This is a genomic window from Clostridium peptidivorans, assembly GCF_900205925.1.
GTDB classification, from domain to species: Bacteria; Bacillota; Clostridia; order Clostridiales; family Clostridiaceae; genus Clostridium_AK; species Clostridium_AK peptidivorans.
On the sequence record NZ_OAOD01000022.1, the window covers coordinates 15,909 to 41,944 of the forward strand.

Below are 26,036 nucleotides of genomic sequence, written 5' to 3' on the forward strand. Positions count from 1 at the left end.
TTATTTATCTGGCCAAATTTTTGCATCTTTATCTGTAAGCCATAAATGCTCTGGAACAAATACTGGAGTTATATATGGATTTCCATCTATGTGTCTTATTACCCATATATAGTACATTGCATATCCCGGTGCACTTACCTGCGGATGAGTTACATCATCTAATATTTTTACTGCATCGTTGTTTTTAAGTTTAACCACGTCTTCGCCAAGCTCTGAAAAACCATATCCATTTTCCGGGTTAAACTTATAGAAATATATCTCTGGCTGTGGATGGTGATGTGGAGGATAACTTGACCACTTACCTGGATAATCTATATCTTCTCCTATAACCAAATTTGAATAGTCCGCAGTTGAATAGTCAAAAACTGTTCTTACCACTCTTGTACAAGCCTCATTCATTGTACCTGCTCCACGATTTTCACTTCTGCATTCTTTGTTTGTGTAAAACTTTGATTCAAATACAGTATCATTGGTAGTTTTAGTAACGCAAATTTCTGTATCAGGAGAAACTCCAGTAATTTTTACTTCTACGCCTTTAGGTACATGAAGCACCCAAGGGTCTTCATCAAAACATGAATTTCTAAGTGCTTGCTGCTTCATATGATTCCATTCAAAAGTTACTTCTCCTTTAATTAGAAGAAAAACTCTTTCTTTTTCATCTTTATCTATGTGAGCTTGATCTTTGGCAAGTCTTAATATTCCAAAGTCCATCATAGTATTGTCTTCTGTTTCATCCATAGTAGTTATTGAATTATATCCAAATTTAAAACCCTCATTCTGTCTAATTCTAAGCATGTTAAAGTCACCTCTTTGTAATAATTTTAGTATTTTCTAGAAATCTCTAATTTCTTAATTGCAAAGCATAATTCTATATGGATTTTATTTTCCTTTTCTCTCTATTACTCTCTTAACCTTTACCATAATATCCTTGTAAGTAAGGTTATATTGCTCTTTTAAATAATCTACAGGTCCAACTTGACCAAATTTGTCATAGACCCCAACTCTTTCTAAAGGTACAAGCATATTTTCTGCTATAACTTCTGCTACTGCAGAGCCAAGGCCATTTATGATACTGTGATTCTCAGCAGTGACTATTGCACCTGTTTCCTCTGCACATTTTACTATAGCTTCCTTATCTATTGGCTTTATTGTGAACATATTTAATACTCGAACTTCAATACCTTCTCTATCTAATTCTTCCGCAGCCTTTAATGCTTCATGTACCATTATTCCTGAAGCAAATATAGTGACATCACTTCCATCTCTTAAAGGTACTGCCTTTCCTATTTCAAAGGTTGAACCTTCTTCATAAATCTTTACAGCATTTTTTCTGAGTAGTCTTGTGTAGAAAACCCCATATTTATCTGCAATTTGTGCTAAAACATCCTTAAGCATAGCATTATCTACAGGTTCTATTATTGATATATTGGGAACGTTTCTGAGTATGCCCATATCTTCAAAGGGCATATGAGTTCCTCCATTGAAGGCTGCGGTAACTCCAGGGTCGCTGCCAGTTATTTTTACATTAAGCTTTGCATAAGCACAGGATAAGAAAATCTGATCAAAACATCTTCTTGTTGCAAAGGGCGCAAAGCTGTGTGCAAAGGGTATTACTCCTACAGCAGACATACCTGCTGCCACTCCAATCATATTTGCTTCTTGAATTCCCACATCAAAGGTTCTTTCTGGATAAGCTTTTTGAAAGGGCATCATTCCCATGGAATTCATTAAATCAGCGTCAAGTGCCACTATATTTTCATTTTTAGAAGCAAGATCCATTAGAGTTTTACAATATATATCCCTCATTGCGGTTTCTTCATTTACTCTTTTTTCAGCTAACTTTACGCTCATTATCTCACCACCTCCTCAAGCTTTTTTTCTAGCACTTCTAAAGCTTCCTGCATCTGATCCTTACTTACATTCATATGGTGGTTGTTTAATACTCCTTCAGCAAAGCCGCACCCTTTTCCTTTTATTGTGTCTAATACTATTACTGATGGCTTTCCTTTATTTTCTTTAGCTTCTTCAATGGCATTGTAAATTTCTTCTACATTATGACCATCAATAGTTTGCTCATGCCACCCAAAGCTTTCAAATTTACTGCCTATATCACCTAGATCATTTATGTTCTTTGTATATCCATCAAGCTGCTGCTTATTACAATCAACGAAGGCTATGAGATGATCTATTTTCTGATGTGCAGCACACATTACAGCCTCCCATACCTGGCCTTCCTGTATTTCTCCATCTCCTAGTATTAAGTAAGTATAATTATCTTTTCCCTTTAAGCGATTTCCAAGAGCTACTCCCAGTGCCGTAGAAGCACCTTGTCCTAGAGAGCCTGTAGTCATATCAATACCTGTAGTTAAATTTCTATCACAATGGCTTGGGAAATGGGTGCCAGGCTTATTTAGTGTTAAAAGTTCTTCTTTATTAAAATATCCCCTTAACGCTAATGCTGAGTATATAGCTGGACCGGCATGCCCCTTTGAGCACACCAGCCAATCTCTATCTTCCCATGCTGGATTCTTTGGATCTATATTCATTGTTCCACCGTAAAGTACTGCTATGGTATCAGCTATAGACATAGCGCCTCCAAGATGCCCAAACCCTAATGTACCAATAGCTTTTAGTGTCTCTATTCTTATATTTAAAGCAAATGCCTCTAATTTTTTTACTTTTTCTTCACTTATCATGCTGCACCTCCAGAGCTTTTATTTAGCATTTTTCATTGCCTCTATTAAAGGAAGTTTTACTCCAGAAAGGAATCTAACCATGGCACCTCCAGCAGTACATACATAATTTATTTTGCTGGTGTCAATGAAGCGTTGTGCTGCACTTACTGTGTCTCCCCCTCCTATAACAGAATAGCCCTTTGCTTCTGCTATAGCATTCCATATGGCCTTAGTTCCATCTTCAGATGTCTTATTTTCATATACTCCTGCAGGTCCATTAACAAAAATTGTTCCTGCCTTAGATAGTTCTTCCTCAAATATTTCTATAGTTTTATGCCCTATATCCATAAACAATTTATTAATTGGCAGAGCTTCTATACTTATTTCTTTTCTTTCACCATTTTCTTCATAAGCTAAATCCACAGGATATATTATTTTTTCTCCATGCTTTTCTAAATAATCTTTAGCTGGTTTTATAAACACATCTAACTTTTTATCCTTAATGAACTTTTCATTAGCCTCTCCTAGGTCATAACCCTTTGCCATTAGCATGATATGTCCTGTTATTCCAGAGCATAGTATTTTGTCAGCACTGCCATTTTCTAAAACCTGTTTCATCATTCCAAAGGCATCAGATATTTTAAGTCCCCCAAGTACAAATACTGAAGGCTTCTCCGGTGTCTCCATAACCTTTGTAAGTGCACTTATTTCGTTAAACATTAAGTCTCCTGCTGCACTAGGAAGTATTTCCTGGAAAGCTACCATTGAAGGAGCATTTCTATGGGCTGCTGCAAAAGCATCATTAATATAACAATCTACAATGGGTGCTAAACTTCTAACTAAATAGGTGTTTAGCATACCCTTAGGCTCAAGCTTTACAGCATCCTCAAAGGTTGATATTTCTTCTGATAAATATCTTAAATTTCCTAAAAGAATGAGTTCTTCAGCTTTTAAATTTTTTACTGCTTCCTGTGCTGCCGGGCCGCAAACATCATCAATATACTTAACTTCTCTTCCAAGTTTTTCTGTCAGTTTTTCTGCATGTTCTTTCATAGATATTAAGTTGTGATAGTCTAAAGTATCGCCCTGATGAGCTATTATAGCAATTTTAGCTCCCTGTTCTATTAGATAGTTTAGTGTAGGTATGCTTTTCTTTATCCTGTTTTCACTAACTATCTTCTTTGTATCAGGATCAATTGGTGAATTTATATCAAGTCTTAAAAGTACTGTTTTGTCTTTATAATTAAACTCTCCCATTGATCTTATTTTAGTTCCTATTTTTCCATCCATTTTCCCAACTCCAAATATTTATTTGTTTGGTAAACACCTTCTGCTCCATCAGTTTGCATTTCCATAGCTGCTCTTATAGCATCTATATTTTCTGGTATAACTACAGCTTCCTGTGGAATGTTTATTGCAAACATTATATCTTTACCTGATTTAACTACAGATTCTTCAAATAGTGCTATTTCGTACATATCTCCTCTTGGATTTCCCAGGTCTCTTGCATATCTAAATAGGGAAGCATTTCCTTGGAATCCATCTGCAAGTCTTACCACTCTTATTCTTGGGTGCTTACTGAAGGCTTCTAATAACTGTTCCTTTGATATATCTTCTTTGGGTGTAGCAACCACAGTAATTATGTGTCCATGTGTTACTGGTGTATGAACTAATATTCCAGTAGCCTGTACATGAGGCATTATTGTCATAAGGTCTAGTGCTTGATGGCTTGGTGCCTTGTCTACTTGAAGTGCATTTGTAAGTCCTCTGTGATAATCTCCTGGGTCAGCCACACGTCTTATGATTGTAATTGCAACTTTTTCAACCCCAACTAGTTTGTCTAAGCAGTCAACTGCTCTTATAAGTCCTGTTGTGTTACAGGATGTTAATTTTAAAAATTGTTTTCCAACACCCTTTTCATAGTTGGCATAGCCATGGAAGAATACATCAGCAACGCTGTTTTTCTCTCCCCCTTGAAATATTGCCTTTTTATTATACTTTGCATAAATCTCTTTATTTTTTGCTCCAATTCCTGCACTGGTTGCATCAAGCATTATATCTACCTTTTGTACTAAATCCTCTAACGTTCCGCTTATTGGTATTCCAGCTTCATCGAATAATTTTTGATTATCTGGAAGGGAATTATATAAAGCATAAGGCATTCCCTTTTCCTTTAATGCTCTTACAGACAGTGTAGGTGCAACATCTGCAACTCCCACAAGTTCCATGTCCTTTTGCATGGCAACCCCATCTGCTAGTCTTTGTCCAATAACTCCATATCCTGCAACTCCTACTTTTATCATATTTCATACCCTCCTAAAAATTTTTATTTATTATTAAACACCTATTTTGGTGCTATGCTGCTTGAGTTTTTGCTTTCTTTTCAGCCTTTCTTCTTAATACATCTACATAAACAGCTCCAATTATAACTACACCAATTGCTATAGACTGAACATCTGCAGATACGCCAAGAAGATTAAGTCCATTTCTTAATACTGCCATTATCATAGCTCCAATAAGAGTTCCCCATACTGTACCTGACCCTCCCATAAAGGATGCTCCACCTATGATACATGCTGCTATTGCATCTAATTCATAATCAAGACCTGCCAGTGGGAAAGTTGCATTAACTCTACCTGTAAGCACTATTCCAGCTATAGCTGACATGGCTCCGCAAAGTACATAAACAAGAACCAAAGTTTTATCTGTGTTGATACCTGAAAGCTTTGCAGCATCAAGATTTCCACCAACTGCATATATATATCTTCCCTGTGCAGTTTTGTTTAGAAAAACTGAAAAACCTACAAACACAATTATTACTAAAATAAAGCTTATTGGTATTGGTCCAATAAAACCATTTCCTAAAAATTGAACTGACTGGGGAAAACCTGATAATGGAGATGCTCCTGTTAAAATAAGTGCAAGTCCTCTTGCTATATTTTTAGTTCCTAGTGTTGATATAAATGGATGTGGAAGTCTAAGTTTTGTAAGCAATATTCCATTTAAGTATCCAAGTCCAGTTCCAGCGGCAAGACATAGTGCCATAGCTAGATATGGATTCATATGCCATTTAATTATTGCAACTCCCATAATGCAAGTTGAAAGAGCAAGATTTGATCCAACTGAGTTATCTATACCAGCGGTTAATATTACTAAAAGCATACCTACTGATATCAAACTATTAATAGCTGATTGTCTGGCAATATTCATAACATTTGTTAATGTAAAAAACTTTTCTGAAGCAATTGCCAGTATAATACATAAGATGATTAATCCAAGTAAGGAACCAAACTTACTAATTATATCTTTTGCTGACTTTTTATCAGAGCTTTGAAATCTCTCTTTTTTTTCATTTTCGAGTCCAACATTATTCATCTACCTATACCTCCCCTGATGCTGCACGCATTATATTTTCCTGATTAGCATCTTTTCTATTTATTTCAGCTGTTATTTCTCCTTCATGCATAACATAAACCCTATCGCTCATTCCAAGTATCTCAGGAAGCTCTGAAGAAACAATGATTACTGCACAGTTTTGCTCTATAAGTGAATTTAAAACATTATAAACCTCAACCTTTGCTCCAACATCAATTCCCCTTGTAGGTTCATCAAATATAAAAATATTAGCTTTTGTGTTAAGCCACTTTGCTATAACCACCTTCTGCTGGTTTCCTCCGCTTAATTGCCTTACAATAAAGTTTTCCATAGGAGGATTTATGTTTAGCTTCTTTATATTTTCTCTAGTTAGTTCTTTAAGCTTCTTTATATTGAGTAATATGCCAGATGAACTTTTATCATAAGAAGCTATATTAGCGTTATAATCTATCGTATTATCAAGTACCAACCCTTGTCCCTTTCTATCCTCAGTCAAAAATGCAATCCCATTTTTCATAGCATCCTTTGGGCAGGTTATCTTAACTTTTTTATCATTTATATATATGTCCCCAGAGTCATACTCATCTGCTCCGAAGATAGCTCTCATAACCTCTGTTCTCCCTGCACCTACAAGGCCTGATAATCCTACAATTTCCCCTCTTCTTATATTAAAAGATATATTTTTAAACGCTCCTCTTTTGCTTAAATTTTCAACTCTTAATGCCTCTTCATTAGGCTCTGTTTCTATTTTTGGATACTGCTGCTCTAAGTTACGTCCAACCATAAGCTTAATAAGTCCATTTATATCCACCTTATCTATGTCTAAAGTTTCTATCTTTCTTCCATCTCTCATTACAGTAACCCTATCACATATTTCCATTATCTCATCCAGTCTGTGAGATATATAAATAACTGCAATCCCCTTATTTTTTAGCTCTTTAACTGTTTTTAATAATTCCTTTACTTCTCTCTCCGCGAGGCTTGAAGTAGGTTCATCCATAATTAAAAGTTTAGTTTTTACGCTGAGTGCCTTGGCAATTTCAACCATCTGCTGCTGACCGATACCAAGCCTTGCAACATTCATCTTTGTATCAATTTTCTGCCCCAGCTCTTCTAAAAGCTGTCCAGACCTTTGTCTCATTACATTTATATCTAAAAGCCCTTTATTTCCATTTTTCTTAATTTCCCTGCCTAAAAACACATTTTCTGCTACAGAAAGCTGCTTTACTATATTAAGCTCTTGATAAATAGCTGTTATTCCATAATTCATAGCATCTCTTGGCCCCTTGATGCTTGCCTCTTTGCCCTCAATAATTATTTGTCCTGCTTCGTTTTTATGAGCACCAGTAAGTATTTTTATTAAGGTTGACTTACCTGCCCCATTTTCACCCACAAGTCCATGTACTTCTCCGGGATATATTTCTAAATCAACTGAATCTAGTGCTCTAACTCCAGGAAAAACTTTAGATACACCCTTTAATTCCAAAAATGGCTGCATATAATCTAACACCCCAATCATTTATTATTTGAACAATTGAATCCAAGTTATTAAAGCTTGGATTCAATTTAGTCAAATTAGTTCAAATTATTTTCCTAGTATTTTGTCAAGTTCAGCTTGAATTTTATCAACATTTTCACTTGTAACCATTGTTGTTCCTGTATCTATTCTCTTATCTATGGTTTCTCCCTTAGCTACTTTAACTGCTGCTTCAACACCAAACTTTCCAATATTGTATGCACTTTGAGCCACTGAACCTGTAAGTTCTCCAGCCTTTATTGCCTTTAATGCATCTGGTGATCCGTCAAAACCTACAACTATAATGCCCTTCTTTCCTGCCTGGCTTAAAGCTCTAGAAGCACCAAGAGCCATTTCATCATTTGAACAGAATACGCCCTTAATATTTGAATGAGTCTGAATTAAATTTTCCATAACTGACATAGCCATATTTCTATCACTGTTTGCTGGCTGCACAGCTACAATTTTTAACCCAGCATCTTCCATAGCCTTTTTAGCTCCATTGGTACGTTCGTCATGAGTTCCATCTCCAAGGGCTCCTCTTAAAATTACAACCTCGTCTCCCTTTTGAAGCTTTCCTGCTATATACTTTCCCCCAACTTCTCCACCTGCAAGATTACCAGTACCTATAAAGGACTTCTTCTTATCCCAATTAGCATCTGTATCTATTAGAAGAACTGGAATTTTTGCTTGATCTGCCTTATCAAAGATAGCTACTGCTGCACTTGGCTGAGATGGAGCTACTACTAAAGCAGATGCCTTCTTAACTATTTGATCTTCCATAATAGAAGTTTGTCCTGCTATATCCGTTTCAGCATTTGGTCCAAGAACGTTTACCTTTACTCCAAGTGCTTTACCTGCATCATCAGCTCCTGCCTTAACTTGTTTCCAATAATCACTGTTTACTGCCTTTAAAACCACTGCTATTGTTGGTTCACTTTTTGCTGTACCCTTCCCGCTGTCTGTAGTAGTTTCTTTTGACTTACCGCAACCTGATAATGAACCTATTATGATTGTAGACACAGCTGCAAGACTAAGTACCTTTAATAAGTTTTTTCTCATTTTAATATATCCCCCTTATTTAATTGAATGTTTTTCACATTTGTTATATCTCCTGCCGTCAATATAATTTTAAAACGTTTTCAAAAAATAACATAGTTCAAATATTTATAAAACATTTAATTTTCTAACTATTTTCCGTATTTAAAATTCGATTATTTGTTTAAAATTTAAAGCATTGTTAAATAAATACCAAAATACCCTTAAAAAAGTTAAATATAGAGAAAGACTTAGTATTAAAGCAATGCTTATACTAAGTCTTTCTCTATATTTATGCTATACTATTTACCCTACTCATATATACTGTTTATATTATTTCTAAATTGATTTGGGGACACACCATAGTATTTTTTAAAAGCTGTGTAAAAATAATTGAAGTTTTCAAAGCCTATTTTTAGTGAAATCTCCTTTGCTGTAAGCTGTGTTGTCTCTAAAAGTTCTTTAGCCTTTTCAAATCTAACCTCATTTATATAATTAGAAATTGACTTACCTTCACTTTCTTTAAATATGCTTCTTAAGTAGTTTGGGGAAAATCTCATTTCACATGCTATAGCCTCTAAAGATAATAGCTGATCAGAGTAGTTTTCAGTTATATATTTTTTTACATTTTCAATTACATCATTTCTTCTGTTGGATTTTTTTTCTTTAATCTGGATTACAACATTTTTATATAGGTTTAAGAAGTAATCTTTAACTTCATCTATGGTTTCAAACTGTGCTAAATTGTCAGTGAGTTCTTTAATATCTATATAAGCATTTTCCTTACCCATCTGATAAATATTATTTATAACCTTTTGAGAGTTAATGCCAAACTGAGTAAGAGAAATTACCATATCACTATAGGACATTTTCTTCATTATATCAAATACTTTATCAAGCTCAACTTCTACATCATCAAGATTCCCTAGCTTTACAGCTCTGAAGAGAGCTTCAGAGAGGGCATCTTCATATTTACTTTCCCTGGAAATATCCTCAGTTATTCGCTCATTGAATAGTATTGATTTAATTCCATATTTAAAGCGATAATTACTATAGTCTTTGGCAGTCTTGTAGGCAATTGGTACTTCCTCAAGTCTTCTTGCATATCTTCCTATTGATGCTGAAAGAGAAATATTTAAGTTATTAGCTGCTTTTTCTTGACTTTCTTCAATTAACTGGGCTATTTCATTTGTTAATCCCTGGTCTATTTTCTCTTTAACCTTTATAATAAGACATATCTCATCCTCCTCCAAGCCTACAACTTCAGAGTCAAAATATCCTTGAGATATATTAGAAAGTTCCATATACAAATCATATTTTAAATTTTTAAGTTCCATGTCTCCCTTTTCTTTTAAAAGCTTTTTATAAAAATCTATCTTAAATAATACTATAGCCATACTGCTTCCATCTGCATCAAATTTAGCTTCCTTTAACTTGACTTTAAAGCCTTCAAATTCTATAACCACATTTAAAATCAGAGCTTTTAGCAGCTGATTTCTTATAAAATATAAATCCTTATCTGCAAGTTTTGCAAAGGATATAGGCTTATTCATAAGAGTATCCACTACCTTTGTAACATATTCCATTTCATTGCTTGCATTCTCTTCAATACCTAATTCCTTACTTATATCTTCATCAATATCTAAGTATCTTTTAACTGAGCTTACTGTTTCAGCAATTGGTTTGTATATTTTTGTAGAAGCAAATATTGAAAATACCACTCCAAGTAAAAACAGCATAATAAAGGTTAAAACCAAAATTTTAATCATCCCTCTAATACTTTCAAGCAAGGTATCATACTTTACTATGCTTAAAAAAAACAGATCCAATTTCTCACTATATCTATAGGTTACTATTGATGGCTTTCCTTCAATGCTGGATAAAAAACTTCCTTCTTTATTTTCTGAGGCTATTATTTTATTAACGTAATCAAATTTTGATATATCCTTCAAAAACATATCTTTATCTGAATTCAAAATTACTTGTCCTTTTTTATTTATAGCCATTAAATTATAATCATTTTCTGACATATTATTAAAGTAAGCTTGTACCCAATTAGCATTAAGATTTAAAACTATAGCTCCATATGGAGTCCCACCTGCATCTGCCTTTATATTTGACAAAAATAAAGTAAGTACATTCTTTTTATATTCCTTTCCATCTATAGGCACTGTTATCTGCCTTGAAATAAACTTTGTGCTAAATGATTCATTGGACTTTTTAACAATCTTCATTACATCACTATCGTAAAACAAAGAATAATAAGATGAGTTCCCATCTGATGAATATATCATCTTGGTATTGTTATTATAAACGTATACAGATTGAATAGATGGAATCATGGTGGCAGCTTGCTTGATTTTTAAATATGGAGCAGAAACTATGTTTGAATTGCTACTGGAATTAAACATTAAACTATAAACCTGTTCATCTAAATACAATTGATATATGTAAGACTTAGCCCAGTCAAGAGTATATCCAGTGTAATACTCTGCTTGATTTATGATATTTTCAGATACTCTGCTGGATTGTTTAACAATTTGCTTTTTATAACCTCGATACAAAACAAGCATGGTTGTTAAAAGAAAAAGAACTATGAAAATAACGTAGGAAAGCATTAATTTATGAAAGGTATTTTTTACTTTTATATTCTTTTTAAATTTTTGATATATATCGTCCATATATATCCCCCCCATTTAGCATTAACATATAACAATACAAAACCCTTCCCCTAAATTCTCGAAAATGTTTACATATATTAATATTATATTAGTTTATTTATAATTTTTCAATAAATTGTAATAGTATAACAATTCATTCCACAAAAATTGATAAAAAAAGAATAGGTTATTAGGACTTTACTCTAAATACCTATCCTTCTATTTATTCTTAGTTCCCATTCAATTAGTTCATTCACATGCATATTATAACTTATTTTCTATGAAATATTCTTCTATACTCTGGAAACAGGTATTTACCATAAACTCTATTTCCTCTTTGTTAATAATATATGGAGGAATAAAATATAACACATTTCCCATAGGTCTTAGTAGTAATCCTTTGCTAAGAGCAATTTTATAAATTTCATAGCCTACTCTCATTTGCCAAGGATAGCTTTCTTTTGTGACTCTATCTTTTACTATTTCAATGGCTGTTATCATGCCTATACTTCTTACTTCCCCTATATGTTTTGAAGCCGCTGCCTTTTCAAGAGTAAGTTTTCTTATTAGTTTACCCTTTTCCTTATTGTTTTCTATAATATTATCTTCCTCAAATATTTTTAGGTTTTCCAAAGCAATTGCACAAGCCATGGCATTGCCTGAATAAGTATGACTATGAAGAAATGATTTTCGCTCATTATAATCACCATAAAAACAATCATATACTTCATCCGTTGTTAAAACTGCGGACATAGGCATATACCCAGCAGAAATCCCCTTTGAAAGGCACATGAAGTCAGGACTTATTCCAGCATGATTACAAGCAAACATCTCCCCAGTTCTGCCAAATCCCATTGCAATTTCATCTACAATAAGGTGTATATCATATTTATCACAAAGCTCACGCAGCTTTTTTAAATAAATGGGTGAATAAATCTTCATACCTGCTGCTCCCTGAACCATAGGCTCAACTATTACAGCACTTATTCCCTCATGGTTTTCCATTATGCACCTCTCCATAACTTCAAAGCACTCTGCATTACAATTATCTCTAGTACAATTGTATTTGCATCTATAGCAATCAGGTCCATCCACTCTTATAGTATCTAAAAGCAAAGGCTTGTATACCATATTAAATTCATCAATATCGCAAACTGACAAAGCACCTAAGGTTTCTCCATGGTATGCATCACTTAGAGCTACGAACCTTCTCTTTTTAGTATTTCCCTTTTGCATGTTATAATGAAAACTCATCTTTAAGGCTATTTCCACCGCTGAAGATCCATTATCAGAAAAAAATACCTTCTTAAGCTTGTTTGGTGTTATATTTACGAGCTTTTCTGCTAACTCTATAGCAGGCTTATTTGAAAAATTAGCAAATATAACGTGTTCAATGCTATCTATTTGCTTTTTTATAGCTTCATTTATTCTCTTATTGCTGTGTCCCAGGGTATTTGTCCACCAAGATGATATGCAGTCTAAATATTTATTTCCGTGAATATCATAAAGCCAAACCCCTTCTCCCTTTTCTATAACAATAGGGTTAAGTTCCTCATAGTCCTTCATTTGTCCACAAGGGTGCCATATATACTTTAAATCTTTTTTTATATAATCATTCATATCCACACCTCCCCCTTTATTTAAGTTCTTCCATACATTCTATTATCTTCTCAATTTTAAAAGTCTTTTCAGCATTTGCTTTTATAGCTTCTGTCATATTATCATCTAAGTTTTCAATATCTTTAAGCTTGCCTATAATAGGTACTTTCGTAATCTTTTCTATGATTTTAATATTATCATCACAAACAAGATCTTCTTTATAGTTGTTTATTATAATACCTTTAATATTAATTCCTAAGTTTTCTATAGCTCTTACTGTAAGCACTGTATGATTTATTGTTCCAACACCAGCCCTTGCAACAATAATAACGCTCATATCTAAATCCTTAATAAGATTCTCCAGGGTATATAACCCTCTTTCGTCATCTATCAATGGACACACTATTCCACCGCTGCCTTCAGCAATTATAAAATCATACTTTTTCTTTAAAAAAGCATATTTTTCTCTTACTATATCCAAATCTATAGGGTTACCTTCTAGTTTTGCTGCAAGATGAGGTGATACTGCTGTCTTATAAATATAGGGTGTGATGTTTTCATAGGACTCTTCTAATTTACTCACTTCACTTACAAGCTTAGTATCACCTGGAATAAGTTTATCCTCTATTTCTAAAGCACCGCTTAGTGCTGCTTTAAAATAAGTAGCATTATATCCATTGCTTCTAAGAACATGCATAAGTCCAGCAGTTACAACAGTCTTTCCAACATCAGTATCTGTTCCAACTATAAATACTCCCTTAGCCATTTTTTCTAACCTCCAGCTTTAATTCACTTACCATTTTCTTATCATCACATATTTTATTGCCTGATGTTGTCAGGTAATTTCCTGTGATTGTAGCATTGGCCCCTGCATTAAAACAATTTTTGCCGTATTCATCAATGAGGTTTCTTCCTCCAGCAAGTCTTATAAGAGCCTTAGGATCCACAAATCTAAAGATGGCAATAGTTTTTAATATTTCATCTTGACTTAATCTTTCTTGATTTTCTAAAGGTGTTCCTTTCACTGGATTTAATACATTTATAGGAATGGACTTAACCTCTAAGTCTCTCAGCTGAAAAGCTAACTTCACTCTGTCCTCTAAGCTTTCTCCAAGCCCAATAATTCCCCCTGAACAAACAGCCATACCAGCTTTTTTAGCTGCATTTATAGTATCTATTCTCTCATCATAGCTGTGAGTGGTACATATTCTTTCATAATAATCTCTGCTGGTTTCCAAATTATGATGATACATAGTTATTCCAGTTTCTCTTAGGCTGAGAAGCTCACCATATCCTAGTATTCCTAATGATGCACATAAGTCCATTTTTACTTCTTTATTTAGCTCTTCGTAAATCTCTAAAACCTTCTTAAAATCACTGCCAATAATTCCTCTGCCGCTGGTCACTAAGGAAAATCTATTCACTCCCTCATTTTCATTTTCCTTAGCAAGCTTTAAAGCTGCTTCCTTTGAAACTAAATCATATACATCTACATCGGTTTTATAGTGGGCAGATTGGGCACAAAATTTGCAGTCCTCAGAGCAGTGTCCTGACTTTGCATTCATAATACTGCAAAGATCCACTTCCCTGCCACAAAAAAATTCCCTTATGTTATTAGCACTGTTACATAGTTCTGCTATATCCTCCTTTCCTTCAATGCCTGCTAATTTCATAGCTTCTTCAAAACTTATAAACTGTCCTCCTAAAACCTTTTCCTCTAAACCCTTAATAAACTCTTTCATTTTATACTTCCCCCTTATTATTTTTTAAACAATATGTCCACTTTTTCTTAATATAGGTAATATCTTTACTGAAATATAGGCCGCAAATACTGTTAATACTAAATCTCCGCCTATACAAACTACAAATCCATAAAAAAATACAAAATAAAATGAAATGCTTTGTCCTAGATATAAATTATAACTAATGTACAAATATATTACTCCAAGCAGGTATATAAAGAACAGACCAGAAAGCAGCATAAATATTGCCTTAGTAAAAGTCAGCTCCTTAACATTTTCTCTAATTTTACCTATAACATAAGCCGCTATGATAAATCCTATAAGATATCCAAAGGTAGGTTTGAATACATAGTTAAAACCACCACCTTCAGTAAACACAGGTACTCCTAAAAGTCCAATAGATACATAAACTATTTGTGATAAGGCCCCTAGTCTTGAACCTAAAATCACACCCGCCAATGCGCAAAATAGATATTGAAGAGTAAAAGGTACATATGGTACTGGTATCTTAATAAATGCTCCAATTGCCGTTAAAGCTGCAAACATAGCCACCAAAATTAAATTTCTTGTATTTCTCATAAAATATACTCTCCTTACAATATTTGCTTTCTTGTATCAATAATAATAAAAAAATTTTCTATTGTCAACCTAATAATTGAATTCAGTTTACAATTAACTTGCAAAAAAGAAGCAATGGATTGCCCTATTGCTTCTTTTATTTCTCACATTATAAACTGATAATGATATTTATTGGAACATCACTTTTACCAAAGGTCCATACAGCGGTTCTTATATATTTCTAACTGTATAGCATTTTGAAATAATGGTATTATAGTGTATATTTACATTAAAAGAGGTAAAAACATTTTTGATAATCCTAAAAAGATAAAAAAACCAAAAACATCCGTCGCTGTTGTTAAAAATATAGCCGAAGCTAATGCTGGATCTATACCAAATACCTTTAGTGATAAAGGGATTAAAAAACCAAAAAATCCTGCTATCACTAGATTTCCAATCATGGCAGCAAAAATAATTAATCCAAGATAAGGGTTATTATACTTCATATAAAGTATAATACCTGTTAAAATCCCTGTGGCTGCACCATTTATTACCCCCAGGGCAATTTCTTTAAATACTAGCTTCCAATTCTTTTTCAGACTAACTTCTCCAAGGGCAATACTTCTAATTACAACTGATAAAGTCTGAGTACCTGCATTTCCTCCCATTCCTGCAACAATAGGCATCGCAGCAGCTAAAGCTACTACCTGAGCTATAACATCTTCAAATAACCCTACAGTAAAGGAAGCTAAAAAAGCAGTTCCCAAATTAATAAATAACCAAGGTAGCCTCTTTTTAATAGAGGTTTTGAGTGTACCATCCACTCTCTCTTCTTTACTTACACCACCTAACCTTAGCATATCCTCTGTTTGTTCTTCAACAATAACATCAATTATATCGTCAACTGTAATAATTCCTAAAAGACAATTTTTATGATTAATAACTGGAATAGCCTTTAAATCATATTTTGAAACAAGTAAAGATACTTTTTCTTGGTCCACTTCAGGATTAACAGAAATTACATTATCATTCATTATATCAATTAACCTTTTATCTTCAGATGCCAGCAATATATCTCGTAAATCTGCTGTTCCAATTAACTCTTTATTTTTATCTACTACAAATATAACTTCGATTATTTCTGTTTTAGGGCCAATTTCTCTAATCTTTTTTAAGGCTTCCTCTATGGTCAAATCGCTTTTTAGTGCAATATATTCCGTTGTCATGATACCACCAGCACTGTCTTCATCATAACCTAGCAATTCTTGAAGTTGTTTGGTATCATCTTTCTTCATCATTTTTAATAAATCTTTTCTAATTTTAATGGGAAGGTTTCCTAAAATATCAACGATATCATCATTGGACATATAGGAAAATAAATCTACAATATCTCGAAAATTAACCAGTTTAATAATTCTAACTTGCAACTGATAACTAGATTGTTCCATAATCTCAGCCATAAGCTCATTATGTATTAGTCCATAAAATTTGAATAAGCTTTCATCATCAAAATCTTCTAAAACTAGTGCAATGTCTATGGGATACATATGATTAATAGTTTCATATATTTTGTCCTTATTATTTTCTAATAAGCTATTTATTAATGCGTCTTGTTTTTCTTGGAACATATTTCTTCACCTCTGTCGTATTTCAGCTTTATTTGATAGTTCATATTAAATTATCTTATCCCGGTGAAGAGATATTAGTACAAATAATTACGTTAAGTAAGAAGAATAGAAAATAAACTTTATATAACTAAATGCATTATTAATCTCTCCATCCATACTACTATCATCGTCTTCCATTCTTCTCACCTCCTAAAACAAAAACCTCCGTCACAACTTGAATATGACGAAGGTATTATCTACAAATACTTTCTCGTTCAAGTTTTAGCTCTACTAGGCAGTGAAGTTGCATTAGATTAAACCTTCTTTGTTCGGCAAAATCTGTTGGCCAGTGCAGAATGTTTCCATTCTTTTACGGCAGCAACCCATATCCTTATAGTAGCCTCACCTACCGAGGATTATTTAATTTCAATAAAAGTATATTCTTTTTACATATCAATGTCAACGCTTTAAAAATCAGAACTGGCTCACTTTTACATTTTTAAAATTCCTAAGGTGAATTTTACAAACACACAAGCGCCTATGGATTATTCTATTGCTTCTTTTAATTTTACTGCCCAAGATAATGTTTTGCTAGATCTTCTTTCTCCAAGAGTTCATTTCCTGTACCTGTAGCTTCTATCTTACCAACATCTAACATGTATGCTCTATCACATATCCTTAGAGCCTTATATGCATTTTGCTCAACAATTAATATTCCAGTTCCCTCTCTATTTATTTCCTTAATAATTTCAAAAATTTGATTTACAATTATTGGAGCAAGTCCAAGGGATGGTTCATCAAGAAGAAGTAGCTTTGGTTTTGCCATGAGTCCTCTGCTAATTGCAAGCATTTGCTGTTCTCCGCCGCTTAAGAGCCCTCCATACTGCTGTTCTCTTTGTTTTAATATTGGAAAGAGCTCATATATATGTTTTAAATCCTTTTCTATTTCACTTTTTTTATTTCTAAGAAACGCACCTACCATTAGATTTTCGTAAACAGTAAGATTAGGGAATATCTGTCTTCCCTCTGGAACATGAGAAATTCCTACTTTAACTACTTCATATGGAGATGAAGGAACTTTATTGCCATCAAAGGTAATACCATCAGACTCACATTTCATAAGGCCTGTAATACATTTAAGCAAGGTTGATTTTCCTGCTCCATTAGAACCAAGAATGGCTACTATCTCATTATCATTAACTTCTATACTTACTCCTCTTATTGCATTAATTCCACCATATCTCGCTCTTAAATTATCTACCTTTAACATCGCAAATCTCCTCCTCTCCAAGGTACGCCTCTATAACCACCTTATTATTCTTTATTTCATCTGTATTTCCACATGCAATAGTCTTACCAAAGTTTAATACTGTTACATTTTCACATAATCCTGAAACCACATCCATATGATGTTCAATCATCAGTATTGTTAAATTAAATTTTTCTTTTAATTCCTTTATAAAATTAACAAGTTCCTTTGATTCCTCATGATTCATACCCGCTGCTGGTTCATCAAGAAGGAGCAGCTTTGGATTTAATGCAAGTGCTCTAGCTATTTCAACCTTTCTTTGATCACCATAAGGAAGACTTCCAGCTAAATCATTTAACTTATGATCAAGTTCAAGTATTTTAAGTAAGTTTATTGCCCTTTCTCTTAGATTTATCTCATTTTTTTTATAATTACCTATATGAGTTACGGCAGTAAAAAAATTATATTTTGCATCCATGTGACTTGCAATTAAAATATTTTCAAGAACAGATACCTGTGAAAACAATCTTATATTTTGAAAGGTTCTTGCTATACCAAGCCTTGCAATCATAAAGGGCTTTTGTCCAGTTATATCATTACCATCAAAATGAATAGTTCCTGATGTAGGAGCATAAATGCCTGTGATATTATTAAATATTGTTGTCTTACCGGCACCATTGGGACCAATTAGCCCATGAATTTTACCTTTCTCAAGCCTCACTGAAAAATTATCGATTGCCTTTACTCCACCAAACTGCTTATTTACATTTTTCATTTCTAAAATTGTTTCACTCATTTTTTATTCACCTCTGTAGTATGCTTTTTTATAAAAAGCCTTTTAATACCTGAAAGTGAGAATTCTTTATACCCCATAAGTCCGCTTGGCCTTAGTGTTATAACAAGAACAACTGCTAGTCCATAAAATAACATTCTATAGCTTGCAAAAGCTCTCATAGCCTCTGGAAGCACTGTAAGTATTATTGTTGATATAATTGAGCCTGTTAAGCTTCCAAGACCACCAATAACAACTGTTATTGTGAGTTCTGATGATTTATCAAGATTAAACATTGCAGGTGTTATAAATGTATAGTAATGAGCAAACAATGCTCCTGCCCATCCTGCAAGAAACGCACTAATTGTAAATGACATTTGTTTTGCCTTTACTACATCAACACCAGACGCAGCCGCAGCTACCTCCTGTTCCCTAACTGCAACTAAGTTTCTTCCATACTTTGAATGAGTGAAATTCCAAGCTAAAAAGGCCGCAAGCACAACAGAAACTACAACCACTGTTATAGTAGTACTTTGCTTAATACCTGCAAATCCCCTTGCTCCCCCTGTGTACTTATCCATATACTCCATAAATACCCTTGTACATTCTCCAAAACCAAGGGTTGTAATTAAAAAATAATCTCCCTTAAGATTTAATGTAAGTTTTCCAAGACCGTAGCTTAAAATAGCAGCCATAGAAGCACCTAGTATCACTGCCATAACAAATGGAACATGAAACTTAGTTGTTAAAATTGCAGAAGTATATGCTCCTATTGACATAAAGCCTGCATTACCAAAGGAAAACAGTCTTGTAAATCCTGTGAGTATTGATATTCCAAGAACAGCTATTATGTTAATACCTACAAGTATAATTATTCCTCCAATATATCCTGACATTTTTTCACCAACTTTCCTTAAGCTTTATCTTCCACTTCTTTACCCAAAAGACCAGTAGGTTTAACAAGAAGAATTAATACGAGAAGTCCAAAAACAAACAAGTCTCTAAGTGTTGTGTTAATATAAGCAGATACAAATGTCTCCATTATTCCAATAATAAAAGCACCAATTATTGCTCCAGGAACACTACCAAGGCCACCAAGAACTGATGCTATAAATGCCTTTAGCGAAGTGTTTCCCATCAGTGGATATACGGTATATTTCATTCCAAGGAGCATTCCAGCTGCTCCTGCAAGTGATCCAGAAAGAAAGAATACAAGCATTATATATTTATCAACGTTTACTCCAAGGATTGAAGCTGTTCTCATATTTGAAGATACCGCTCTAACTGCAAGTCCAAATTTAGTTTTATTAATTAAAAATGAGAGTAAAATTAATGCCGCAAGTACAATAAGAAGTGAGAATATATCAAGAACTCCTATTTTTGCGTTTCCTAAGGATAATGCCTTTACAGGAAACACTGGAGGAAATGTCTTAAATTTTGGTCCAATTAATAACATAACTGCATTTTGAAATGTTATTGATAGTCCCATGGCTGCTATCATTAAAAACATTGTAGGTGAATTATTATTTCTAATGCGCCTATATGCAATTCTTTCGTTTAATATACTAATTATTCCTGCACCTAGTACTGCAAGAATAGCAGAAAGCCAGAATGGCATATGTCCTGTGGTAACACTTAATAGTCCCATATAAGCACCAAGCATGGCAACATCACCGTGGGCCCAGTTAGAAAATCCAAGTAAACTATATATAAGTGCATAACCTGTAGCTAGTAACGCATAAATTCCACCAATTGAAATGCCATTTATAATCTGCTGAAGTAACATCTATGCCCCTCCTCCTTTATAATTTGGTGGGACTATCTCATAGTGCTTAAAGGCACATTATGATTAGCCTCCTTCGAGACAATCCCACATTCTTAAAACAACTTAAACTTATTTAAAGTCTCCAACATATTCAAATTTAGAATTTTTAACTTGATAAATACTGCATGGTTTAGATGGGTTATGAGTTTTTGGATCAACGCTCATGCTTCCAAGAAGTCCATCAAATTTTTCGGTATTTTCTAATTGATCTCTTAATGCTGTCCTATCAACTTTGCCTGCTCTCTCTGCTGCATCTTTTATCCAATAAAGTCCGTCATGTGCAAAAAGCGCCTCTGTTTCAGGAACTAAATTATTAAATTCTTTCACATATTCATCATGATATGGTTTTGTAATAGGTCTTGCAAAGGATGGCTGTGATGTATAATAGCAGCCTTCAAGTGCTGGACCAGCCATGGTTAAGATCTCCTTTGAGTCCCAGCCATCTCCACCAAGAAATACTGATTTTATTCCAAGCTCTCTTGCTTGATTAACAATTAAAGCAACATCTTTATAAATCCATGGAACCAAAACAACATCTGGGTTCTTCTGAGCAATCTTACTTAGTTGAGCACGGAAATCATTATCTCCTGAGTGTCCTGTAGCTTTTTCTACGATAGTTCCACCACTCTTTTGGAAACTTTCAATGAAGTATGATGAAAGTCCTGTGGAATAATCGGAACCAACGTCAGTCATAACTGCAGCAGTTTTAGCTTTTAATTCTTTTGATGCAAAGTTTGCAAGAACTTCTCCTTGAAAAGGATCAATAAAGCCTATTCTAAATGAGTATGGATGTAAGTTTCCTTGTTCATCAACAGTAACCCTTAAATTTGATGCTGCTGTTGCAATTAAAGGAATCTTCTTTGAATCTGCAATAGGTGCCATTGCAATATTACAGCTTGAGAAGTTTGTTCCAATAACTGCAATAACATCCTTTTGATCTGCTAGTTTATTAAAAGCATTAACTGAGTCAACTGGTTGACCACGACCATCAAGAGACACTATTTCAACTTGCTTACCAAGTATTCCACCTTCAGCATTGATTTTCTTTGCTGTAAGTTTCATGCCATTTAATCCAGCTTGACCCCAAACAGCTGTATCACCTGAAAGCGCTCCAACATATCCTACTTTTATGGTTTCAGCCTTATCACCTTTGCTTGACCCACAGCCTGAAAAAGATACCAAAGCCATCCCCAAAACTAAGGACATACTTATAATGTTTCTGAGCTTGCTTTTTTTCATTTTACATCCCCCATATAAATTTATATTTATTTTCAAAGGCAAGATAGTTAGTTATAATTGTTTTATTTTAAAAATATTATTAGTTCATTGTCATTCCGCCAGTCACATTTATTCCTTGACCTGTCATGTAATCTGAATATTTAGAAGCCAGGAAGATTACCACATTAGCTACATCTTCAGGCTGTCCTGTTCTTCCTAATGGTACCTGTGAATTATCTTCATTTTCTATGTCTTTAGCTTCCATCTTTCTTAACTCTCCGCCCCAAACTCTCTCTCTTCTTTTCATATCGGTTTCAATTATCCCTGGACATACTGCATTAATATTTATACCATACTTAGCATTTTCTACAGCCATAACCTTTGTAAGTCCCATTACCGCATGTTTTGAAGCACAATAATTTCCCATACATCTATAGCCATTTTTCCCCGCTTGGGAAGCTATATTAATTATTTTTCCTTTTATGGACTCTTTTTTCATAAACTTCAGCACTGGTTGGGAGCATAAAAGTACCCCTTTTGCGTTAATATTCATTATCTTATCCCAGTCTTCCTCCTTAATGTCTTCAACATAATCCATAGTAGAAGTTCCTGCATTATTTACTAATATGTCTACTCTTTTAAACTTTTCTATGACTTTCTTCACCATATCTTCAGCATCTTCTTTTTTAGTTACATTTAAGCGTACTGGCAGGGCTATATCTTCACCTATTTCTCTGCATACCTTTGATGCTTCTTCAAAGTCTATATCAGCTACAACAACCTTTGCTCCACAATCTACAAAAGCTTCTACAATTCCTCTTCCTATACCTCTTGCTCCCCCTGTAATAATTGCTACCTTTCCAGACATGTCCATACAATACATAATTCTCCCCACTTTCACCTTTACTTAAATAATTTATCCCATAAAAGCCTGTGACTTCTAAGAGCATTGGTGTCCTTAAGAGCTTCAGTTAATTCTTCGCCATCTATTTCATCCACATATCTAAACATCTTCTCTACTATTTCTATAGAATGCTCAACAGCTTTTATTTGATCTTCTCTCCAAGGAGACATGTCAAAGCCTATCCAGCCATTGTAATTACATTTCTTTAAATAATATAAGAACTCTAATGTTTCCCATAGATGATAAGAAGCTGTAATTAAGTCATCATCCCAATCTCTCGTATTATCATTTAAGTGCACATGAAATAATTTATTGAATCTACTTAAGAAAGCTGCTGCTTCAGCTGGACTTTCTTTTGCCGCAATGGAATGACCAAAATCCAAAGTAACTCCCAAATTTTCTTTAGAAATTTCATTTGTAACGGCTAAAGCCTTGCAAGCTGTTCCGATAGTTGATCTCATTCTTGGCTCTCTTAATTTATATTCTAGAGAATACTTAACATTTGGATTAGCTTCTGTAACTTGTCTTATAGAATCCATTAACAGCTCATATTCTCTTACAAAATCTATTTGAAAGGAGTAATCAAATCCATCAGCTCCTGGCCATAAATTCACAAGAGATGCGTCGAAATATTCTGTCATTTCACCCGCTGCTTTAACAATGTCTATGGCACTTTGTCTTATCTTAGGATCTGTTGAAGTTAAAGCTCCTTTAGCAAAAATTCTATTTCCAAAGGTTTCACAATTTATTGCGGATACTCTGAGCCCTGCATCTTGTATTATCTTTCTAGTTTCTTCTGCATTTGCTTTTGTAAAATCTCCATTATAATGTATTTCTATACCAGAAAGCCCCTTTACTTTGCTTGCACATTCTACCTTTTCTTTAAAAGTTCTGCCTTCATGATATCCACCTTCGCAAAATCTATCACTACAGGAACCGAAAGCCCATATGCCTACTGAATACAAACGTTTTCCCATGAATATTAACCTCCTATTACTCATTTCTCGGACATAATAAATCCGAGAAATGTTTAACTATTCTTAGATTCATATTAAATTTTCTCAAAAGCCTCTTCTAAATCGTTAATGATGTCTTCTGGGTCTTCAATTCCTATTGAAAGTCTTATTAATCCATCGGTAATTCCACTTACCTTTCTTTCTTCCACTGGTAAGGATTTGTGAGTCATTGCAGCTGGATGCTCTATAAGTGTTCCTACATCTCCAAGGCTTACTGCTATTTTTATCATCTCTAGGTTATTACATAAAGCCTTAGCATTTTCAAGTCCACCTTTAACCTCTAAAGATATCATGGCTCCAAAGCCCTTCATCTGTTTCTTTGCAAGCTCATATTGAGGGAAAGACTTAAGTCCTGGGTATATTACCCTTTCAACCTTAGGATGATTCTCAAGATACTCAGCAACCTTCATTGCATTTGATAAGTGTTTATCCATTCTAAGAGTTAGCGTCTGCATTCCTCTTTTTACGAGATAAGCTGTAAAAGGAGAAATTAATGCTCCAAGTTTTGTAATTCCTTCATGAAGCCCCTTTGTTATAAATTCCTTTGATCCTACTATTGCTCCTGCAATACAGTCCCCATGACCATTTAAATACTTAGTAGCACTATAAACTACAATGTCTGCTCCAAGTTCTAAGGGCCTTTGAACATAGGGTGTGCAAAAGGTATTGTCTACAATAAACTTTAAGTTATTTTCTTTACAAAACCTTGAAACTTCTGCTATATCAGTTATTTTCAAAGTAGGATTTGCTGGAGTCTCCACATGAACAACCTTTGTATTAGGTCTTAATGCCTTTTTTAAAGCTTCTATATCTGAGGTATCTACATAAGTCACATCTACTCCAAAGGCTCTAAGCATCTTATCGAATAGTCCATAAGTCCCCCCATATACAACAGCTCCGCATATTACATGGTCTCCTGCTTTTAATAGAGCCATATGTGCATTTGCAATAGCAGCCATTCCAGATGCAAAAAACTTACATGCTTCTCCCCCTTCTAAGGCTGCAAGCTTTTCTTCTAGTTGACATTCCGTTGGGCTATGATCTCTTCCATAAAGATATCCAAACTTTTGTCCTGTAAATACCTTTTCCGCTTCATCTGTGCTTTCATAAGCATAGGTAGAAGTTTGGTATATAGGCGCCACTAGTGCTCCTGTAGCTGGACAAGGTTCTGAGCCAACGTGTACTGCCTTTGTACATGGCCCCCATTTTTCAAATTTGTTCATTTCATATCCCCCTAATTTGCTTATTTATATTCATGTAACATCCTGTCACCCTTTAAGAAACTTTTTATATCTTGAGCAATCATTATTGAGTGATTATCTATGGCATCATAGGTTGCTCCCGCAAGATGAGGTGTGATAACTATATTGTTAAGCTCCTTTACAAAAGGATGATCCTTAAATAAAGGTTCTGCGCTAAATACATCCATTGCCGCTCCTGCAATTTTCTTTTCTCTTAGGGCCTCTATTAAAGCTTCTTCATCAACTATAGCCCCTCTTGAAGTATTTATAAAATAAGCTGTATTCTTCATCATATCAAAGGCTTCTTTACCCATAATTCCTCTCGTGCTTTCATCAACTTTACAATGGCAGCTTATAAAATCTGATTCCTTAAGTAGTTTTTCAAGAGAAACCTTTGTCTGTGCATTATCATTTAATTCTACTTCTGATATAAAAGGATCATATATATATATCTTCATTCCAAAGGCTTTTGCAATGTTTGCCACTCTCCTGCCTATGCTTCCATATCCAAGTAATCCTAATGTATGCCCTTTAAGCTGCGTTCCTTTAAACTCTACATATGGAGTTCCTGCTCCAAGAGCCCAGGTTACATCCTCTTTCAATCCCTCTTTTGCTTTATTTTCTATCTTCTCATCTGATAAGTACCTTCCATCCTTTAAGCTCTTATAGGCCATAGGTATTTTTCTTCCTATGCAGAGCATTAATGCTATTGTAAATTCTGCTGTACAATCTGAATTTCTTCCTGGTGTATATATAACAGGAATATTTCTTTCCCTTGCACAATCTATATCTATATTCACAGGATTAGCACGAGTGCAGGCTATTAGTTTTAAATTTGGACACGCCTCTATAACTTTTCTTGTAATTGGATCATAGCTTGTAATTAAAATTTCTTTATCTTTAAGAAAATAAATCATCTCATCCTCTGTAAGTTTTCTTAATTCTTTGCCCCAGCCTTCGAAGGTAAGCTCCATGTAATCCTTAAGTTCGCTTATTATGTCTTCATTTATTTCAGCAGTAACCAAAGCCTTCATTATATAA

23 protein-coding genes and 1 riboswitch are annotated in these 26,036 nt (G+C 34.1%); all 23 genes read right to left on the reverse strand.

The window, feature by feature from the left end; translation table 11 throughout:
* Positions 1-795 (reverse strand): 5-deoxy-glucuronate isomerase, encoded by a 795-nt coding sequence (locus CRN98_RS14505; RefSeq protein ID WP_097028147.1) that lies wholly within the window; start codon positions 793-795, stop codon positions 1-3.
* 84 nt (positions 796-879) lie between these two features.
* On the reverse strand, positions 880-1,851 hold the full coding sequence (locus tag CRN98_RS14510; RefSeq protein ID WP_097028148.1) for a transketolase family protein: 972 nt from the start codon (positions 1,849-1,851) through the stop codon (positions 880-882).
* Positions 1,851-2,696, reverse strand: a complete 846-nt coding sequence (locus CRN98_RS14515; protein ID WP_097028149.1) for a transketolase — start codon at positions 2,694-2,696, stop codon at positions 1,851-1,853. The genes CRN98_RS14510 and CRN98_RS14515 overlap by 1 nt, the downstream gene beginning before the upstream one ends.
* An 18-nt stretch (positions 2,697-2,714) precedes the next feature.
* Positions 2,715-3,965, reverse strand: coding sequence for a phosphoglycerate kinase (locus CRN98_RS14520; protein WP_097028150.1), 1,251 nt, complete (start codon positions 3,963-3,965; stop codon positions 2,715-2,717).
* The gene (locus CRN98_RS14525; RefSeq protein ID WP_097028151.1) at positions 3,950-4,978 is read right to left on the reverse strand and encodes a type II glyceraldehyde-3-phosphate dehydrogenase; all 1,029 of its coding nucleotides are present in this window, start codon (positions 4,976-4,978) and stop codon (positions 3,950-3,952) included. Before CRN98_RS14525 ends, CRN98_RS14520 begins: the two co-directional genes overlap by 16 nt.
* 52 nt (positions 4,979-5,030) lie before the next feature.
* Entirely contained in the window at positions 5,031-6,050 is a 1,020-nt protein-coding gene (locus CRN98_RS14530) for an ABC transporter permease (protein ID WP_097028152.1), read from the reverse strand.
* Between the two features lie 4 nt (positions 6,051-6,054).
* Complete coding sequence (locus CRN98_RS14535; RefSeq protein WP_097028153.1) at positions 6,055-7,548, reverse strand: sugar ABC transporter ATP-binding protein; 1,494 nt, start codon at positions 7,546-7,548, stop codon at positions 6,055-6,057.
* Between the two features lie 87 nt (positions 7,549-7,635).
* Positions 7,636-8,628 (reverse strand): sugar ABC transporter substrate-binding protein, encoded by a 993-nt coding sequence (locus CRN98_RS14540; RefSeq protein ID WP_097028154.1) that lies wholly within the window; start codon positions 8,626-8,628, stop codon positions 7,636-7,638.
* A gap of 287 nt (positions 8,629-8,915) precedes the next feature.
* On the reverse strand, positions 8,916-11,285 hold the full coding sequence (locus CRN98_RS14545; RefSeq protein ID WP_179632173.1) for a helix-turn-helix domain-containing protein: 2,370 nt from the start codon (positions 11,283-11,285) through the stop codon (positions 8,916-8,918).
* A gap of 243 nt (positions 11,286-11,528) precedes the next feature.
* On the reverse strand, positions 11,529-12,884 hold the full coding sequence (gene bioA, locus CRN98_RS14550; protein ID WP_097028156.1) for an adenosylmethionine--8-amino-7-oxononanoate transaminase: 1,356 nt from the start codon (positions 12,882-12,884) through the stop codon (positions 11,529-11,531).
* Between the two features lie 16 nt (positions 12,885-12,900).
* Positions 12,901-13,629, reverse strand: a complete 729-nt coding sequence (bioD, locus tag CRN98_RS14555) for a dethiobiotin synthase (protein WP_097028157.1) — start codon at positions 13,627-13,629, stop codon at positions 12,901-12,903.
* Entirely contained in the window at positions 13,622-14,605 is a 984-nt protein-coding gene (gene bioB / locus CRN98_RS14560; protein ID WP_097028158.1) for a biotin synthase BioB, read from the reverse strand. The genes bioD and bioB overlap by 8 nt, the downstream gene beginning before the upstream one ends.
* 24 nt (positions 14,606-14,629) lie before the next feature.
* On the reverse strand, positions 14,630-15,184 hold the full coding sequence (locus CRN98_RS14565) for a biotin transporter BioY (RefSeq protein WP_097028159.1): 555 nt from the start codon (positions 15,182-15,184) through the stop codon (positions 14,630-14,632).
* 263 nt (positions 15,185-15,447) lie between these two features.
* Positions 15,448-16,791, reverse strand: coding sequence for a magnesium transporter (gene mgtE, locus CRN98_RS14570; RefSeq protein WP_097028160.1), 1,344 nt, complete (start codon positions 16,789-16,791; stop codon positions 15,448-15,450).
* Positions 16,792-17,029: 238 nt separating this feature from the next.
* Positions 17,030-17,191: riboswitch (M-box (ykoK) riboswitch) on the reverse strand.
* A 147-nt stretch (positions 17,192-17,338) separates the two neighbouring features.
* The gene (locus tag CRN98_RS14575; protein ID WP_097028161.1) at positions 17,339-18,040 is read right to left on the reverse strand and encodes an ABC transporter ATP-binding protein; all 702 of its coding nucleotides are present in this window, start codon (positions 18,038-18,040) and stop codon (positions 17,339-17,341) included.
* Entirely contained in the window at positions 18,024-18,815 is a 792-nt protein-coding gene (locus CRN98_RS14580; protein WP_097028162.1) for an ABC transporter ATP-binding protein, read from the reverse strand. The genes CRN98_RS14575 and CRN98_RS14580 overlap by 17 nt, the downstream gene beginning before the upstream one ends.
* Complete coding sequence (locus CRN98_RS14585) at positions 18,812-19,687, reverse strand: branched-chain amino acid ABC transporter permease (protein ID WP_097028163.1); 876 nt, start codon at positions 19,685-19,687, stop codon at positions 18,812-18,814. The genes CRN98_RS14580 and CRN98_RS14585 overlap by 4 nt, the downstream gene beginning before the upstream one ends.
* Positions 19,688-19,704: 17 nt before the next feature.
* Entirely contained in the window at positions 19,705-20,577 is an 873-nt protein-coding gene (locus CRN98_RS14590) for a branched-chain amino acid ABC transporter permease (protein WP_097028164.1), read from the reverse strand.
* A 108-nt stretch (positions 20,578-20,685) separates the two neighbouring features.
* Complete coding sequence (locus tag CRN98_RS14595; protein ID WP_097028165.1) at positions 20,686-21,855, reverse strand: ABC transporter substrate-binding protein; 1,170 nt, start codon at positions 21,853-21,855, stop codon at positions 20,686-20,688.
* Between the two features lie 79 nt (positions 21,856-21,934).
* Positions 21,935-22,717 carry an SDR family NAD(P)-dependent oxidoreductase gene (locus tag CRN98_RS14600; protein ID WP_097028166.1) on the reverse strand — a complete coding sequence of 261 codons (783 nt, stop codon included), beginning with the start codon at positions 22,715-22,717 and terminating at the stop codon, positions 21,935-21,937.
* Between the two features lie 20 nt (positions 22,718-22,737).
* Positions 22,738-23,715, reverse strand: a complete 978-nt coding sequence (locus tag CRN98_RS14605; protein ID WP_179632175.1) for a sugar phosphate isomerase/epimerase family protein — start codon at positions 23,713-23,715, stop codon at positions 22,738-22,740.
* 74 nt (positions 23,716-23,789) lie between these two features.
* A complete protein-coding gene (locus tag CRN98_RS14610; protein ID WP_097028168.1) occupies positions 23,790-24,977 on the reverse strand; it encodes a trans-sulfuration enzyme family protein in 1,188 nt (395 codons plus the stop codon).
* 20 nt (positions 24,978-24,997) lie between these two features.
* A complete protein-coding gene (locus CRN98_RS14615; protein ID WP_097028169.1) occupies positions 24,998-26,029 on the reverse strand; it encodes a 2-hydroxyacid dehydrogenase in 1,032 nt (343 codons plus the stop codon).
* Positions 26,030-26,036: the final 7 nt, after the last annotated feature.

Bases quoted from the DNA above. Each gene is read 5' to 3' on its own strand.
- bioB (WP_097028158.1), bottom strand. From the start codon at position 14,605: ATGAAAGAGTTTATTAAGGGTTTAGAGGAAAAGGTTTTAGGAGGACAG.
- CRN98_RS14565 (WP_097028159.1), bottom strand. From the start codon at position 15,184: ATGAGAAATACAAGAAATTTAATTTTGGTGGCTATGTTTGCAGCTTTA.
- CRN98_RS14605 (WP_179632175.1), bottom strand. From the start codon at position 23,715: ATGGGAAAACGTTTGTATTCAGTAGGCATATGGGCTTTCGGTTCCTGT.
- CRN98_RS14575 (WP_097028161.1), bottom strand. From the start codon at position 18,040: ATGTTAAAGGTAGATAATTTAAGAGCGAGATATGGTGGAATTAATGCA.
- CRN98_RS14600 (WP_097028166.1), bottom strand. From the start codon at position 22,717: ATGTATTGTATGGACATGTCTGGAAAGGTAGCAATTATTACAGGGGGA.
- CRN98_RS14585 (WP_097028163.1), bottom strand. From the start codon at position 19,687: ATGTCAGGATATATTGGAGGAATAATTATACTTGTAGGTATTAACATA.
- CRN98_RS14580 (WP_097028162.1), bottom strand. From the start codon at position 18,815: ATGAGTGAAACAATTTTAGAAATGAAAAATGTAAATAAGCAGTTTGGT.
- bioD (WP_097028157.1), bottom strand. From the start codon at position 13,629: ATGGCTAAGGGAGTATTTATAGTTGGAACAGATACTGATGTTGGAAAG.
- CRN98_RS14610 (WP_097028168.1), bottom strand. From the start codon at position 24,977: ATGAACAAATTTGAAAAATGGGGGCCATGTACAAAGGCAGTACACGTT.
- CRN98_RS14590 (WP_097028164.1), bottom strand. From the start codon at position 20,577: ATGTTACTTCAGCAGATTATAAATGGCATTTCAATTGGTGGAATTTAT.
- mgtE (WP_097028160.1), bottom strand. From the start codon at position 16,791: ATGTTCCAAGAAAAACAAGACGCATTAATAAATAGCTTATTAGAAAAT.
- CRN98_RS14595 (WP_097028165.1), bottom strand. From the start codon at position 21,855: ATGAAAAAAAGCAAGCTCAGAAACATTATAAGTATGTCCTTAGTTTTG.
- CRN98_RS14505 (WP_097028147.1), bottom strand. From the start codon at position 795: ATGCTTAGAATTAGACAGAATGAGGGTTTTAAATTTGGATATAATTCA.
- CRN98_RS14545 (WP_179632173.1), bottom strand. From the start codon at position 11,285: ATGGACGATATATATCAAAAATTTAAAAAGAATATAAAAGTAAAAAAT.
- CRN98_RS14535 (WP_097028153.1), bottom strand. From the start codon at position 7,548: ATGCAGCCATTTTTGGAATTAAAGGGTGTATCTAAAGTTTTTCCTGGA.
- CRN98_RS14525 (WP_097028151.1), bottom strand. From the start codon at position 4,978: ATGATAAAAGTAGGAGTTGCAGGATATGGAGTTATTGGACAAAGACTA.
- CRN98_RS14530 (WP_097028152.1), bottom strand. From the start codon at position 6,050: ATGAATAATGTTGGACTCGAAAATGAAAAAAAAGAGAGATTTCAAAGC.
- CRN98_RS14510 (WP_097028148.1), bottom strand. From the start codon at position 1,851: ATGAGCGTAAAGTTAGCTGAAAAAAGAGTAAATGAAGAAACCGCAATG.
- CRN98_RS14540 (WP_097028154.1), bottom strand. From the start codon at position 8,628: ATGAGAAAAAACTTATTAAAGGTACTTAGTCTTGCAGCTGTGTCTACA.
- bioA (WP_097028156.1), bottom strand. From the start codon at position 12,884: ATGAATGATTATATAAAAAAAGATTTAAAGTATATATGGCACCCTTGT.
- CRN98_RS14615 (WP_097028169.1), bottom strand. From the start codon at position 26,029: ATGAAGGCTTTGGTTACTGCTGAAATAAATGAAGACATAATAAGCGAA.
- CRN98_RS14515 (WP_097028149.1), bottom strand. From the start codon at position 2,696: ATGATAAGTGAAGAAAAAGTAAAAAAATTAGAGGCATTTGCTTTAAAT.
- CRN98_RS14520 (WP_097028150.1), bottom strand. From the start codon at position 3,965: ATGGATGGAAAAATAGGAACTAAAATAAGATCAATGGGAGAGTTTAAT.